The 15538-nt window shown below is 43.5% G+C and carries 13 protein-coding genes and 1 riboswitch; of the genes, 5 read left to right on the top strand and 8 right to left on the bottom strand.

What is annotated here, in order from left to right:
• Positions 1 to 70 precede the first annotated feature (70 nt).
• The 3 genes from V1499_RS18205 to V1499_RS18195 all read right to left on the bottom strand — a co-directional run bounded on the left by V1499_RS18205 (position 71) and on the right by V1499_RS18195 (position 1956).
• Positions 71 to 787, bottom strand: a complete 717-nt coding sequence (locus V1499_RS18205; RefSeq protein WP_409271397.1) for a hypothetical protein — start codon at positions 785 to 787, stop codon at positions 71 to 73.
• A 148-nt stretch (positions 788 to 935) separates the two neighbouring features.
• Complete coding sequence (gene tatC / locus V1499_RS18200) at positions 936 to 1676, bottom strand: twin-arginine translocase subunit TatC (protein WP_409271396.1); 741 nt, start codon at positions 1674 to 1676, stop codon at positions 936 to 938.
• 79 nt (positions 1677 to 1755) lie between these two features.
• Complete coding sequence (locus V1499_RS18195; RefSeq protein ID WP_409271395.1) at positions 1756 to 1956, bottom strand: twin-arginine translocase TatA/TatE family subunit; 201 nt, start codon at positions 1954 to 1956, stop codon at positions 1756 to 1758.
• A gap of 414 nt (positions 1957 to 2370) precedes the next feature.
• On the opposite strand from V1499_RS18195, the gene V1499_RS18190 reads away from it, so the two are divergent.
• Positions 2371 to 3816 carry an alkaline phosphatase PhoX gene (locus V1499_RS18190; protein WP_409271393.1) on the top strand — a complete coding sequence of 482 codons (1446 nt, stop codon included), beginning with the start codon at positions 2371 to 2373 and terminating at the stop codon, positions 3814 to 3816.
• Between the two features lie 166 nt (positions 3817 to 3982).
• On the opposite strand, the gene V1499_RS18185 is transcribed toward V1499_RS18190, so the two are convergent.
• Both V1499_RS18185 and V1499_RS18180 read right to left on the bottom strand, forming a co-directional pair.
• Positions 3983 to 4162, bottom strand: a complete 180-nt coding sequence (locus V1499_RS18185) for a hypothetical protein (protein ID WP_409271391.1) — start codon at positions 4160 to 4162, stop codon at positions 3983 to 3985.
• Between the two features lie 222 nt (positions 4163 to 4384).
• Positions 4385 to 4519 carry a hypothetical protein gene (locus V1499_RS18180; RefSeq protein WP_409271389.1) on the bottom strand — a complete coding sequence of 45 codons (135 nt, stop codon included), beginning with the start codon at positions 4517 to 4519 and terminating at the stop codon, positions 4385 to 4387.
• Positions 4520 to 4897: 378 nt separating this feature from the next.
• On the opposite strand from V1499_RS18180, the gene V1499_RS18175 reads away from it, so the two are divergent.
• Entirely contained in the window at positions 4898 to 5704 is an 807-nt protein-coding gene (locus tag V1499_RS18175; RefSeq protein ID WP_409276332.1) for a histidinol-phosphatase, read from the top strand.
• A gap of 99 nt (positions 5705 to 5803) precedes the next feature.
• Here the strand turns inward: V1499_RS18175 and V1499_RS18170 are convergent, their stop codons facing one another.
• The 3 genes from V1499_RS18170 to V1499_RS18160 all read right to left on the bottom strand — a co-directional run bounded on the left by V1499_RS18170 (position 5804) and on the right by V1499_RS18160 (position 11021).
• Positions 5804 to 6832 carry a PTS transporter subunit IIC gene (locus tag V1499_RS18170; protein ID WP_409271387.1) on the bottom strand — a complete coding sequence of 343 codons (1029 nt, stop codon included), beginning with the start codon at positions 6830 to 6832 and terminating at the stop codon, positions 5804 to 5806.
• Positions 6833 to 7123: 291 nt separating this feature from the next.
• On the bottom strand, positions 7124 to 9772 hold the full coding sequence (locus V1499_RS18165) for a cation-translocating P-type ATPase (protein ID WP_409271386.1): 2649 nt from the start codon (positions 9770 to 9772) through the stop codon (positions 7124 to 7126).
• 160 nt (positions 9773 to 9932) lie between these two features.
• A riboswitch (yybP-ykoY riboswitch) is annotated at positions 9933 to 10036 on the bottom strand.
• 121 nt (positions 10037 to 10157) lie between these two features.
• Complete coding sequence (locus V1499_RS18160) at positions 10158 to 11021, bottom strand: LysR family transcriptional regulator (RefSeq protein ID WP_409271384.1); 864 nt, start codon at positions 11019 to 11021, stop codon at positions 10158 to 10160.
• A 145-nt stretch (positions 11022 to 11166) separates the two neighbouring features.
• On the opposite strand from V1499_RS18160, the gene V1499_RS18155 reads away from it, so the two are divergent.
• From V1499_RS18155 to V1499_RS18145, 3 genes are all read left to right on the top strand, one after another.
• Complete coding sequence (locus V1499_RS18155) at positions 11167 to 12117, top strand: DMT family transporter (RefSeq protein ID WP_409271382.1); 951 nt, start codon at positions 11167 to 11169, stop codon at positions 12115 to 12117.
• A 392-nt stretch (positions 12118 to 12509) separates the two neighbouring features.
• A complete protein-coding gene (locus tag V1499_RS18150) occupies positions 12510 to 13715 on the top strand; it encodes a glycine betaine/L-proline ABC transporter ATP-binding protein (RefSeq protein WP_409271380.1) in 1206 nt (401 codons plus the stop codon).
• Positions 13716 to 13719: 4 nt separating this feature from the next.
• Positions 13720 to 15447: a glycine betaine ABC transporter substrate-binding protein gene (locus V1499_RS18145; protein WP_409271379.1), complete on the top strand. Its 1728-nt coding sequence runs from the start codon at positions 13720 to 13722 to the stop codon at positions 15445 to 15447.
• Positions 15448 to 15538 lie beyond the last annotated feature (91 nt).

The raw sequence follows: 15538 nt of genomic DNA, 5'->3' as shown, positions 1-15538 counted from the left end.
TGCTCCAGATTACGTAACGCAAATGAGCAGGCATTATTAGGTCTAAAAACGATTGGAGCCGTGATAGGTCTTAGTTTTTATCCAGCCCCAATGTTTGTTTCATTTTGGAAAGGGCTTGGTCTAGAGCGACGTCTTGGACAACTGGTTTGTCGGTGTCCCATTGCTCGCCTTGTGGCAATTCGAATTGGAATCGTTCAGCATATGGGGCAGGGCGTCCCATGATATACTCAACGATTTCCTTTGCGATAAATTCCCTCGCTTCTTCTGCCGTACGTTTACCTGTAACAATTTCATGCATCATGTTTAAGGACAATGTGTTGGCGCCTTCATTGTCGCAGTGGACTGAAACTTCGCCTTTTGTCCGGTCGATTACAATGCTTCCTTCCAGCTGGGCTACCAGGCCTACTTTTTCGGCTGGTACATGATAATCGATGAATTGTTCAAGCACGTCGGTATGAGGTTCTGGAAAATCATGAGGCACCTCGTCACGATAGGCAATTGTCCGTTTCCAAGGGCCGTTCTTATACCAGATTAATTTGCTTGGAGTTGCTTCGTTTGGCGGTCCGTAAAAATCCATCGTGTTTTGGGCGGACATTTTGGACGTAGCGGGCCATTGTTCGATGATTTTCTTAGCGGTTTCCGTGTCGACTGTTGAGGTCGACCCTTTTTCCCCGCCATTTTTAGTTGCATGGAGTTTCATATTGCTGACCATAGCGGTAGCAGCTAGTTTTAATCGGGCTTCTGCTGGAGCTTTACTTGCAGCAGTTTCTTGTGAACGATGTTCCATCAGATAATCCCTCCTAAAAAGTTGATACATAGGTCTACTTCCCGATGGCATTATGATTAAACGTACGATTACGTCAGGTGCTGTTTATAGGCTAAAAATTAAAAAGGAATTTCAAAGTATTACGCTGCTTTTAAACAACCAAAACAGGTTAGCTATTCATTTGGACCTGCATACCTGTTTCAGCTTTAATTCTCTTTTTATATATAAAGTTAGAAAGAGATACACTGATTTCGTATAGCGTTAGTAAGGGAACAATGACTAAGATATCGGAAACGATATCGGGCGGCGTTATCAGAATAGACAAGACTACCAAAGCAAAGTAGGAAACTTTTCGGGCTTTCTTGAGCCTTGCTGGATTAAGGATTCCTAATCTCGTTAAAAACATAACGACGAGCGGCATTTCAAATATAAATCCAAACGGGAGTGTTAGGTTAATCATAAACGCGAAATACTTTTCAGCTGTAAACATTGTTTCAAATTCTCCGGCAGAGAGGTTTGTAAGGAAACCCAACACGATTGGAAAAAGGACGAAATATCCGAAACAAATCCCCAAAATAAATAGTATAAATAGACCTGGAATAAACTTGAGCGTTACTTGTTTCTCTTCGTTTTTCAATGCGGGGGCAACGAATTTCCAAGTTTGATACGCAGCCAGGGGAATGGTGCATGCAATGGCAAAAACACCAGATAAAGTCATGTAAACCCATAAAATATCACTTGGGCCCAGCAGTGCCAGTTTCCCGTCATAATCCCTGATTAGCCAACGATACAAATCAGATACAAAAATCATTGTTACAATTAAAAAAAAGATAAAGCCGCACATAGTTATGATGATACGACGGCGAAGTTCCTCTAAATGTCCAATTAGATGGGTATCTTTGGCTTGCATTTACCCTGCCTCCTCCTGTTAATCCTTCAGTAAAAAGAAGATGCAAGCACAAATTGTCGCTTACATCTTCTTGTTTTTGTTAAATCCCTTTTTCTTCAGGAAGGATTTTCTTCTCTTTTGATTGTTCTTCGTCAGCTACCAGCTCGCGTGTAGATTTTTTAAATTCCTTTAATGTCGATCCAACCGCTCGCCCTAATTCAGGCAATTTAGATGGTCCGAAAATAATTAAAGCAATCACAAGCACGAGAATTAACCCTGGTACTCCGATGTTTTGAAGCAAGGACAACACCTCCAATTAGTTATAAGTGGTCTTGAGAGCAAATGCGTTACTTTTTTCAAAAAAGGCTTTTTGCCTCTTTTGAATTTGGTTATGTAATCACCTTGATTATAGTGAAAGAACAGGCAAATGTTTATAAAACGAGTGTAAAGAATAGTAAAAATAGCATTAAAAATGTTACAGCAATATAGTGTAAACCTAGGTTTTTCTGTGATTTCCGCATGATAAAGTGAAGCTTCCAACAATAATCAATGCAGGTAGATTAAGGTTTATTACCCTTGATAACCCTTACAATCTTCGTTTACATATCTTAATAATTTTTAACCTAACTCTTACAAGGTTTCAACCATTTATTAAAATTCGCAGATTATTCTAAACTTGTGTTTCAAAAAAACCTGCGAAGGGGCTGCATATTTTATGGATACTAAACAAACTACGAAAAATGGCTTGAACAGACGGGATTTCCTGAAGGCTGGAGGAATGGGCACGCTTGCTCTTACACTCGGATCGACTGGTGTTTTAACACTTGGATCAAAGGTTTTAGCAGATTCAAATGAAAATCCTGCAAGCGGCTTTGCTGGATATGGCCCTCTTGTTCCAGATCCAAATGGAATTCTCGACCTACCACAAGGCTTCCATTACAAAATTATCTCTATTGAAGGCGAAGCGATGACAGACGGAAGCAAAATTCCTGGAGCGTTTGATGGAATGGCGGCTTTTGAAGGGCCAAATAATACAACGATTCTTGTTCGAAACCATGAACTAGGCACAAGCGCAAAACATCCTATAGTTGGAAAAAATCCTTACGATCCAGCGGCTGCTGGTGGAACAACGGCTCTAGTTGTAGGTGCAAACCGTGAAGTTATCAAAGAATATGTAACATCTTCCGGGACAATCCGAAACTGTGCAGGCGGTGCGACGCCATGGGGTACTTGGCTGACGTGTGAAGAAACACGTTCCGAAACGCACGGTTATGTATTTGAAGTGGATCCACAGCAGCCGGAGAACGAATTGTCCAGAACTCCAATTAAGGAAATGGGGCGTTTCTCACATGAGGCTTGTGCAATCGACCCATCTACCGGTTATGTATACTTAACTGAAGATGCCAGCCCAAGCTACTTCTACCGTTTCATTCCGAATGACACCAGCCAAACAGTAGGCTCTTTACATAAAGGTGGTAAGCTTTACGCGGCGGCGATTGAGGCAGTAACAGATCCAAAAGCAAGCACGTTTAAGACAGGGCAAACATTCCAAGTTGTATGGAAAGAAGTTGATCCTCATTTCTGCCGCGAGGATGCTAAGAAGCAAAACTGCATTGAATTCTCTAGACTAGAGGGGGCGTTCTTCCAAAGTGGGGTCTTCTGGTTCGATGACACATCTGCAGGCGAGAAAAAACTTGGACGGGTGTACCGGTATATTCCTCATACAAATACATTGGAACTTTTTTATGAGGGAAATGACGCGAAATATATGGAATATCCAGATAATATCTGCATGACTCCTTGGGGAGACCTTTGGATTGCAGAAGATGGGTCCGGCCAAGACCGCCTAATGGGAATTACACCGGAAGGCAATGTCTATCCTTTTGCCGCAAACCGCTTAAGTAATTCTGAACTGGCAGGCCCAACCTTCTCACCAGATGGAAACACACTGTTCCTCAATATTCAAGATCCAGGTAAGACCTTTGCAATCTGGGGGCCGTTCCTACGCAGAAACTCTGCACGGGCAAGGGAAATGTCCTATGCTGCTCCTGCGAAACTTGCCCCGCAAGTTTCCGAAAAAGTGGCTAAGGCTGCCGAGGCACAAGGCATGTCTATCCTGGAAGCAGCAGCATTCGAACGCGCTGGAGTGGATATCGGCTAAGGGGGACGGTACTGCTTAGCTGAAAAATGAAAGGGGACGGTTCCCGGTTAGCCAAGGTAACCAGGGACCGTCCCTTATTCGTTGTTCGTGAATCTAGACTGAACCGGTTCCTGAAGCAAAACTGTACTGATTTCTCTATCGTTGTTAGCGAAGCCAAACTCATTCGTTAATAGGATGAGCTAAGCCGTGTGTATTCGTATGTAAATGGTTGTGAAAGTTCGAGGGTGGCGATATCGGCATCTATAAGGGCGTACCCATTCTTTTGTTGTACGAGCAGGGTTCTTTTTAGTTGAAGCATGCTCATCCCTGGGCGTTTTTTTAGCATTTCTTGCAACGTTGTTTCCATGCGAAGTCATCCTTTCGCTCTTTGTTACCACTATTATCACATTGTTTTCGTGGTTAATGATGCTTCAATTGTTGCGGCATGATGTCTAATTCGTGTCAAATTTTTGATTTTTAGGGGGGATAGTGACTATTTGTGTGGTTGGGCGAAGGTGGGGATGGGCTGCTTGATGGCATAGGCCAATTTTTCAAAAAAAAATACCGCACCAGGGCGCGGCGTTACAAATTAAATTTCATCTTCTTCATGAAAGGCTTCGGGGGAAGTGGATTCACTGCAGTCCCAACAGTAGCTTCTATTGCTTTCCCATTTGTTTAGCTGGTCGCCACAATAGATGCATTCATTAAGATCGAATTGTCTCATCAACTATTCCTCCTTCTGCGTTTTTAAGCCATAAGCGAAGTGGAAAAGGTCAGAACTTGCCTAAATCTCACTTAGAATTTCCCTTTACCCCATTTTATTTGGTTGTAAACATGTTAATGACAGAAAAGTTTTTTACGGTACCTTCAAGGGATCGGCTACTTGGCGTGAAGCCTCATAACGTCATTTCTTAAAATAAATCTTTTTGGAAAAAAACGTTTTTTGTTATAGGATGGGGTAGAAGGGCGTTTGCCGATAGGTGAGGTGTCCCGTTCCTTTTTTTCGACTCTGAAGGTTTCGGTTCAATTAAATGAAGAGGGCTTTGTTGGAACTTTTAAAGAACTTAGGAGGAATTTCGAAGTGAGTGAATCAACACCTTCCGTGCTATTCGATTTACATACCCACCACGACCGCTGTGGCCATGCGCGCGGGAACATTCAAAGCTATATTGAAGCGGCAATCGAAAAAGGAATGGAAGCGGTTGGAATTTCCGACCACTCTCCTTATTTTGCCGAAGAAGAGGACCGGCCGTATCCTGGAATCACGATGGGGAAGAGTGAGTTTGAGGGTTACGTACAGGAAGTTCTGCAGTTAAAAGAGAAATACGCTGGGAAAATTGATGTATTATTGGGTGTCGAAGCAGACTTTTTTCCTCAACATGTGGAAGTTTACCGGAGCTTTTTAGACAAATATCCGTTTGATTATATTATCGGTTCGGTTCATTATGTCGAGGATGTCAGCATTTTTAAAAAGGGGCGGTGGGATGGACTTTCAAAAAGCGAAAAAGTCCGGGTGAAGGAAGCCTACTATTCATTGATTGAACAATCGGCACGTAGCGGGCTGTTCCAGATCCTTGGCCACATTGACGCCATGAAGGGATTTTATCCATCTTTTTCGTCCATTGAGACCAATGCCATTGAAAAAACTCTCAAAATCATTGGCGAACACGATGTAGCCATTGAAATTAACACTTCCGGCAAAACGAAGGACTGCGGTGGCTGGTACCCTTCCGACAAAATATTGGAAGTCGCCAAGCATTATGGTGTGGCAGTCACGTTTGGCTCAGACGCCCACGACCCTGAAAGAGTAGGGGACGACTTCGAATTCGTCCGGGAACGTCTGAAAGAAATCGGCTTTACCGAGTGGGTTTATTTTAAAGAAAAGCAGAGGATTACGGTGCCGCTATAACTGGGCATAGGACACGATCAACCTTTTTACTTTCCGAAAAAATAGGGACGGTTCCGTTTGCTTATCGGCAAACAAGAACCGCCCCCTTTTTTGCATGAACTATTGCAGTTCCATCTTCAGGTCGGCAGCTTTAGCCCAACCTTTTAGGCTGATTAGTTTATAGATTGCTAGTGAAATAATGATTGGCAGAATAACGCCAACAGCAATATAAATTGCGAGGACGACTGGGCCTTGTTCCGCCAAAATGTTAATCGGCGCAATCAAGGAATTCAAGCCAAGTCCAGCGAGCTTATAAGACACTTTAAAATCAAAAATGACTGTTGCAATCGGGGCGCAAATGACGGCCGCGATAAATGGCGGAATCGCCAATCGGGGATTTTTCACCAGGTTAGGGAATTGAACCTTTGGTGTAATGAGCGATTGTGCGATATTGGCGCCGGCGTCGTTTTGTTTATACGACATTGCCGTGAACGCAGCAAACTGTACGGTACAGCCGATTAAAGCGGCTGCGCTGGAAACAGGGTCAAGCTGCAGCGCGATTGCGATGGCTGCTGAGGATGCCGGTGACATTAGGAAAATACTCCAGACAAGCGAAATGACCATTGGCCCTAGTATTGGCGAACCTTCCATGGATGCGGCAATCTGCGCACTCAGCCAGTTAATCAACGGTGTTGTGATGATTGCCAGGAATACTCCGGAAACGCCGCCAACAAAGACAGCGGCAAATGGAATGGCCATCATGTCGAGTTTTGTTTTCCCCATAACTCTTTTTCCTACCCAAGTAGCAATGATGGCGGCCAAAACAGCGCTAAGCGGCTGCCCTGTCACGAGTGTAACCCCGCCATCTTCAGTAAGCCGGACGGCACTGGCCCCGATTGTACTTGAAGCCATAGCGCTGAAGATGACAAGTGTATTCCCTCCAAGCTGGTAGGCGATTCCTGCGCCTAGTGCCGGGGCAAGCATAAGCTGTGTTGCTTTTCCGATTGTAAAAAATCCTTCCCAGCCTGTGAATGTTCCTAACGATTCAATGAGCAGGCCGATTCCGAGTGTAACAAGGACCGCGTTAGCCAGACCTTGTGAAGCTTTATACATACGGTCGATCAAGTATTTCTTTGTTGATGGTTTCATTTTTGATGAGTCCTCCTAAACAAGGTGTGAATTTCCTTAGTTGTGATTAGGTTTAGGTATTAGTACCTAGTAATAACAAGGTTTATTGTTATTATAGTATAACTGTTTTATGAAAATGTCAATTATTCAGAAAACTTTAAAACGCTTACATTTTAAAAGATTTTTAACTTAGTCGGTTTGGGTGGATTTTATTTGGAATTATATCTAAATAATTTGAAAAAAAGGAACGGTTCCGGTGCTTCATTCTGGACTCGAATGAAGCCGGATATCCGTCCCTTTTGATTCATTATGTTACTTTGATTTTTGTACTTTATTTCGAATGACTTTAAAGACTTCCATTAGAACGACTGCCGCGGCTGCAAGGCCAGCTGCAACGAGGAAATCATTCCAGCCGAATTGTGCCGGAATCTCAAAGATTTCTCGTGTAAATGGAAGAACTGTAAATCCGTACAAGACGAATCCCAACAGTACTGCGCCAATGACCGGTTTGTTGCTAAAGAACCCGGCTCCGATCGCTGTTTGGGTATTGGAACGGGCGGCAAATGTTTGCAGCGTCCTGGACAAAATCAAGGTTGTGAAAGCCATCGCAACCCCCATTTCATTGGAATGGCTCAAGCCGATATAGAAGGATGTGATGACCGCCGTCCCGATTAGGATACCCCGGACTGCCACTGCTTGTAATGTACCGCCTGCAAACAGCCCTTCATTCGGATTGCGCGGTTTCTTTTTCATTACATTTGGTTCAGGCTTTTCCATGCCTAGCGCAATCGCCGGAAGTGAATCATTCACAAGGTTTATGAAAAGCAATTGGATTGCTGTGAATGGATTCGGCAGATTGAAGATGACTGCGTAAAGAATTGCAATGATGGCGCCAAGGTTACCCGCAAATAGGTAACTGATCGCTTTTTTAATATTTTCGTAAACGGTCCGGCCGACCCCGACCGCCTTGACAATGGATGCGAAGTTATCGTCGGTGAGGATCATGGATGACGCATCCTTTGCGACATCTGTCCCGCTCCCCATCGCTACTCCAATATCTGCTTGTTTCAATGCCGGAGCGTCGTTTACCCCGTCGCCGGTCATTGCGGTAACGTGATTTTTCCTTTGCCAAGCCCGGACGATCCTAATTTTATTTTCAGGTGAAACGCGGGCATAGACCGAAATGTGTTCAAGTTTCTTATCAAGTTCTTCGTCGGACATGGCATCAAGCTCTTGTCCTGATAGAGCTATGTCCCCGTCATCCATCAAGCCGATGTCACGGCCGATCGCACGGGCTGTTGTTTTATGGTCCCCTGTAATCATAACCGTTTTGATGCCGGCGCTTTTCGCATTTCGAATCGCTTCATAAACTTCATCACGTGGAGGGTCGATCATCGCCGTAAGGCCGACGAGGACAAGATTGTTTTCATCGCTTTCGTCAATGTCGGCCTTGCCATCAGCTAATTCCCTGTAGCCATATGCTAAAACACGCAGGGCCTGGTTGGAGAAATCTTCGTTAACCTGTATAAAAGGCTTCAAGGTTTCATCTGTCAATGGCACTTCCTTGCCATCAATAAGCACATAGCTTGCGCGTCCAAACATTACATCCGGTCCGCCTTTTGTCAAAATAAGCTTTCGGCCGTTGATTGTATGGACGGTTGACATCAATTTCCGGTCTGAATCAAACGGCATTTCAGCGAGACGCGGATAGGTCCGGCGAAGCTCATCATAGTCCTGGTTGTTTTTATTGGCGAATTGGATGAGCGCCGCCTCTGTCGGGTCACCGACTTCCTTGCCGTCATCGTTGATGTATGAGTCATTGCATAATGCGGCAACATTGACGAGCATTCGTTCCGAATCATTCCATTCATCCGGATTTTCCTTCAGTGGTTTTACGGACGTACCTGGAATGAAGAAATCCGTGACTGTCATTTTGTTTTTTGTGAGCGTTCCTGTTTTATCTGTGGCGATGACACTTGCGGAACCAAGCGTTTCAACAGCAGGCAGTTTGCGGATAATCGCATGCTGTTTTGCCATTTTATTCGTTCCAACTGAAAGGACGATTGTGACAATTGCAGATAATGCTTCCGGAATGGCGGCAACGGCCACAGCAACTGCGAACATTAACGCATTCAGAAGGGCGGTGCCAGTATCAACAACATCATCGCCAAGCCAAATCCGTACTGCCTGCAAGGCAAAAATAAAGATAGATAAAAATAGAATCGCAATACCAAGCCTTTTGCTGAATGCATCCAGCTTCCGCTGAAGCGGCGTTTGTTTTGCTTCGGCAGTGGCGAGCATGTCCGCGATTTTCCCGATTTCAGTCTTTTCAGCTGTCCCTGTGACAACCATTTGGCCATGGCCATAAACAACAAGAGAACTGCTAAACACCATATTTTTTCGATCGCCTAGAGGAGCCTCTTCAGTTATGGAATCCGTATGCTTTTCGACTGCTTCCGATTCTCCTGTCAGCATTCCTTCATTTACTTTCAATGATGCACTTGTGAGGATTCGTCCGTCAGCAGGGACGTAATCACCTGCTTCGAGGAAAACGATATCGCCTTGGACAAGTTCCCTTGCTGGGATTGTCTTCTTTATTCCATCCCGGATGACTTTTGCTTCAGGTGCCGACATATTGCGCAAAGCCTCGAGCGATCCTTCCGCCTTTTTCGTTTGCACAACACTAATGATTGAATTCAAGACGAGAACTAGCAGGATGATGAGCGATTCGACGATTTCGCCAAGAATCACTTGCACACCCGCTGCAATTAGCAAAACAATGACCATTGGGTCTTTAAATGTTTCAAGGAAAAGCTTCCATGTCGGAACTTTTTCCTTATCCTTAATTTCGTTATAGCCGTCCCTTTCAAGACGGGTGCTAACCTCTTCATTCGTTAACCCGTCCTGGGAGGATTGCACGGATTTCAGTACTTCTTCCTTACTCTGTTGATAATAGTTCATTGCAGTACTCCTTTCTGGAATCGTTCCTGTTACTCCGTTTTTTTTGCTTCGTAGATGGTTTGTTCCATAAAAGTGAAGCTAAATGTGATTTACGCTTGGATTTGGTTCTGGCCCAACGAAAAAAAGCGAGACCTGTGCCATAAAGGCAAAGGTCTCGCTTAGCAATCAGTTGAATGCCAATAAAGCCGATGATCTAATAATCATGGAATGACGACTTTATTGTAATTGGATGTCCAATTCAAGCTACTCCCCTTTGACGCTGAGTCAAAGAAAGTTATTAACATAATTTATTGTAACATATTTCACATTCAATGGTACATTTCCCGCTTGGTTTTACATTTAAACTTCTTTTGAAGGGTTTTTTCTTTTGAGATACCCATATTTATTAAAATGCACTGTTTTTATCGATTTGTATCGTTTCAATAAATTTTTCAATCGTAGGTGTTAAGTATGTATCAGCTCTTCTAATAAAAACGGTTTTAATCTTACTGTATTGATCAGGAAGTGAATGGCATTGGATAAGTCCGCTTTGTTCCATCTGGGTAACCGCCGACTTTGGGAGGAATGAAATGCCTAGTCCCATGGCCACACTACGCAGAATTGTTTCCAATGTACCGAATTCCATTACTTTTTTTGGTGTGATGTTTTGGTCTTTGTACCACGATTCAAGCCGTGCCCGGTACCCACAGCCTTCGCTAAAGCATAAGAACGGTTTTTCTTTTAACTCCTGAAGTGCGAAGATGCCCATATCTGAAATTAAAACCAGCTCTTCTTGAAACACTTCATAAGAGACAAGATCAGGATGAAAGGCTGACTCTGTTACGAACGCCCCGTCCAACTGATGATTCAATACCCTTTCTTCTAATGCTTCTGTAACACCCGTAACCAACGACAAATCGACATTTTTATATTTGTTAATATAGTTAGATAAGATCGTTGGTAATTGAATGACGGTTTCAACTGCTCCAATTTCTAATTTTCCAGACGGTTCTTTTTTACTTTGAACAGCTTTTTTCATTTCATCTGTGAGCAATAATATTTCTCTACTATAAGTTAATAGTTTTTTCCCTTCAGGGGTCAAACTCATACCTCGGCGGTGCCGGTTAAACAAATGGGTATTCAGTTCTGATTCGAGCTTATGAATTCTCGCTGTAATGTTTGATTGAACGTATTTCAGCTCTTTTGCCACTTCTGTAATGGTTCCTTTTTCCGCAACCATCTTAAAGATTTCCAAGTCCTTTAACTCCACTTTTCTCCATCCCTTGCCTTTATCTTATCCTCATTTATGATATCAAAAAACTTGATAGTAATCATTACTATTATTCATTTTACGAGATATCTAAAGCGATATAAAATGATGGTTATGATTAAACTTATGAAAGAGGGAAGAGTAGTTGAGAAATACGGTATTTTTAGGGGCTTTTTTATGTTTTATTGCGGCAGTTTCATGGGGAGCAATGTTTCCTGTAGCCCATTCGGCTTTCAAGTATATTGATCCATTCTATTTTACAATCCTTCGTTATGGATCTGTTACGATCATTTTAGTAGCGCTATTACTATGGAAAGAAGGCAGGCAGGCTTTTCAATTTGAGGGGAAAGGCTTTTACTTATGGTTTTTCGGAACAATGGCGTTTACGGTCTATAATTTGTTCATCTTCTGGGGAGAAGATTTATTAGGGGAATCAGGAGTAATGGTGGCATCCATTATGGAGTCGCTCATGCCGATGATTTCCATTGTTATTGTTTGGATGATTTTTAAAGAACGCCCTCATCTATTCACATTACTATGTGTACTGGTCTCATTTATCGGAGCAATGTTAGTGATCACAAAAGGTGATATTAAAGCATTTCTTGGTGCGACAGACCATTTTATTCCTTCAATGCTCATCTTAATTGCAGTTATTGGATGGGTCATTTATACGATGGGTGGAAAGGAGTTTAGTGGTTGGTCTGCTCTGCGCTATTCCACGTTAAGCTGCTTACTCGGAACAATCGCAGCTGTTGGTTTTACGGTAGTTGCAACACTGGTTGGCTATGTATCGGTTCCTTCAGTTAATAGCATCCAGGCAGTAGGTCCGCATTTATTGTTTATGATCCTATTCCCGGGTCTCATTGCGTTGCTTGGCTGGAATATCGGTGTGAGTTTATTATCACCTTTAAACGCACTGTTGTTCATTAACTTTGTTCCCGTTACGACACTCTCCATTTCGATTTTCCAAGGGAATGAGGTAACGACGTTCGATATATTTGGTACTGTCCTTATCATCGTTTCACTTTTATCTAATAATATTTTTGTCAGAATCAAATCAGCAAGTCCAAACAATTTGAGCGAACGTATATCCTAACTAAAGCTTTTTATAAAAAAGCCCCTGGTATGAAATAGGGATTATATCCGTCAACTAAATTCAGCCTAACAAAGTCGATTTCTTAGAGAAGTCGGCTTTTTTATCGTATATCCCTTCCGCAAACGAGAACGTCCTCATCTAGTTCACGCGCTTACTTTGGCAAAAAAGAACCGTCCCGCATAGCCAACTTGGGGCTCTTACCCTTGAAATGAAGTTTTATCTCGTGTATAGTAGAAAAGTCGTTTTTTTTAAGTGACAACTTATTTAAATGATATAAGTTGTTACTAGGTAATTTTCGTCCCTTTTCGCGTTTTTCTTAACTTCCGGGAAAAAAATATTAAAAACGGGAAACCTGAAATAAATAAGGGCAATATAAAGAATGAGGTGATTTGATGAATCCTATAGTAGAAGTGAGGAATGTTTCCAAGATTTTTGGAAAATCGCCTCGAGCGGCAATTGATTTATTAAAGCAAGGCAAATCGAAGAAGGAAATTTTAAAACAGACAGGACAGACGGTTGGCGTTAATAATGTCAATTTTGAAATATACCCTGGCGAAATATTTGTGATTATGGGGTTGTCGGGAAGCGGAAAATCGACGTTGATCCGGATGTTCAACAGGCTGATCGATCCGTCGCTTGGCGAGATTTTAATCGACGGTGAGGACATCGTAAAGATGAATGCCGCCCGGTTGCGGGAAGTGAGGCAGAAAAAAATTAGCATGGTGTTTCAAAATTTCGCCCTTTTCCCGCATAAAACTATTCTCGAGAATGCGGAGTATGGTCTGGAAATTAAGAATGTTCCTGTGGAGGAACGGCGTAAAAAAGCGATGAAAGCGCTGGAGAGTGTCGGGTTAAAAGGGTACGAAAACCAGCTTCCATCACAGTTGAGCGGCGGAATGCAGCAGCGGGTTGGCCTTGCCAGGGCACTTGCAAGCGATACGGATATTATTTTAATGGATGAAGCGTTCAGTGCCCTTGACCCGTTAATCCGAAAAGATATGCAGGATGAGCTGATCGAGATTCAGGATCAATATAAGAAAACGATCATTTTTATTACCCATGACCTGGATGAAGCGTTGAGGATTGGCGACAGGATTGCGTTGATGAAGGACGGAAGCGTCATCCAGCTTGGGACTCCGGAACAAATTATGATGCAGCCCGCGAATGAATTTGTTGAGAAGTTCGTTGAGGATGTGGATTTGTCGAAGGTGTTGACGGCCTCGCATGTGATGAAGCGGCCAGAGAGAATCAGTGTCGACCGGGGGCCGCGAGTTGCCCTGGAAATAATGCGGAAGCAAGGGTATTCCAGCATATTTGTCGTTGACCGCCACCGGAAACTGCTTGGCGCATTGACCGCCGAACAGGCACGGCAGGCGATTGACCAGAACAAGTCGATTGCAGACGTGATGACAACGGACATTCCGACGGTTTCGGAAGATACGTTATTGGCGGACTTGATGGATACGATGGCAACTTCGAGCTTGCCGATTTCAGTTGTTGATGAAGAGCATAGGATTAAAGGAATCATAATCCGGGGAGCTGTTATTGGCGCTTTAGCCGGAAATAAGGATTCCTTGAACGAAATGGAGGGGGAATAACAACATGAACATACCGAAAATCCCTCTTGGAAGTTGGATTGATTCTTTAGTTGAATGGATTACCGTCGCGTTTGCTGGCTTGTTTTCATTTATTACTACTACCATTGATGGGCTATTGGGCCTCATCGTGAATGTATTAAGTGCAGGCCCACCTATTGTGGTCATTGTTGTACTGGCGTTGTTAGTCGCCTATACGAGCAGATGGCCATTAGGAGTCTTTACATTGGCCAGCTTGCTGTTGATTGATAATCTTGGTTACACGGATTCAGCGATTCAAACACTTGCGATAGTGTTAGTGTCTGGATTTCTGACTATCTTAATCGGGATCCCGATTGGGATTTGGTGCGCACAAAGTAAAACCGTACAAAGGATCGTCACCCCTGTTTTGGACTTTATGCAAACGATGCCTGCGTTCGTTTATTTGATTCCTTCGATCTTATTTTTTGGAATCGGAGTCGTTCCAGGGATTATTGCATCATTTATTTTCGCAATTGCACCAACGATCCGGATGACGAACCTTGGAATCCAGGAAGTGCCGAGGGACCTAATTGAAGCGTCGGATGCGTTTGGTTCAACAAGCGGCCAAAAATTGATGAAAGTCCAGCTCCCACTGGCCACGCCAACGATTTTAGCCGGAATAAACCAAAGCATTATGCTGGCGCTATCGATGGTTGTAACGGCTTCGCTAGTTGGAGCACCTGGCCTTGGTGCGGACGTTTACCGGGCTGTCAGCCAAATTAATGTAGGGCAAGGGTTCGAGGCGGGCTTATCGATTGTCATTATCGCGATTATCCTTGACCGGTTCACGCAAAACCTGCGCAAGCCTGCATACGGGCATGTCGTTAAGGGCAGATTTGTCGCTGCGCTTGTAGCCGCTCTTGTTGTTGGTACTCTTCTTGTACAAGCTATTGGGAAAGAAGAAGCCGCTCCAGGGAATGCGAATGGAATTGGCGCCCAAACGAATTATAAAATCATCGGGATTGAGCCAGGTGCCGGAATCATGGCGCAGGCTGGCAATGCGATTAATGAATATAAACTGGACAATTGGAAAGTTGTTGAAGGCTCTTCGGCAGGAATGATTGCTGAATTACAGAAAGCTTATAATAATAAGCAGCCGATTATTATCACCGGATGGGCACCCCACTGGAAGTTTTCCAAATTTGATTTAAAATTTCTCGATGACCCTAAGGGAGTATTCGGAGGGTCTGAAGGAATCCATACAATCGTCAGAAAAGGCCTCGAGCAGGACGCTCCGGGAGCCTATAAAATCCTGGATCAATTTTCATGGGAGACAGGCGATATGGAAACCGTTATGGTTTATGTCGAAGAAGGAATGAATCCAGCGGAAGCAGCTGAAAAATGGATAAGTGAAAATCCGGATAAAGTAGCTGAATGGACAAACGGTGCACAGAAAGGGAATGGCGAAAAAATCAACCTAGCCTATGTTGCTTGGGATACAGAAATCGCCAGCACGAATGTCATCGGCAAAGTGCTTGAACAGAATGGCTACAGCGTAAGGCTTAGCCAGGTTGAAGTAGGCCCAATGTTTGCCGGAGTTGCCAATGGCAGTTCCGATGCGATGGTTGCTGCTTGGCTCCCAAGCACGCATACCGAATATTACAATACGTATAAGGACGATTTCGTCGACCTGGGACTAAACCTTCAAGGAACAAAAAATGGTTTGGTCGTACCGGAATATGTCGATATTGATTCGATTGAGGATTTGAAATAGCAAAGGAGGAAGCAGGGAAGCCTGCTTCCTTCAGACTGTAGACAAACTTGAAGGTATCCGGGTTTGCCTACAGTCTTTTTTAATTTAAAAT

Source organism: Neobacillus oceani (genome assembly GCF_046237595.1).
Lineage (GTDB): Bacteria > Bacillota > Bacilli > Bacillales > Cytobacillaceae > Bacillus_D > Bacillus_D oceani.
Note: the sequence above shows the minus strand (reverse complement) of the source record. Positions and strands in the feature narration are given on the sequence as shown.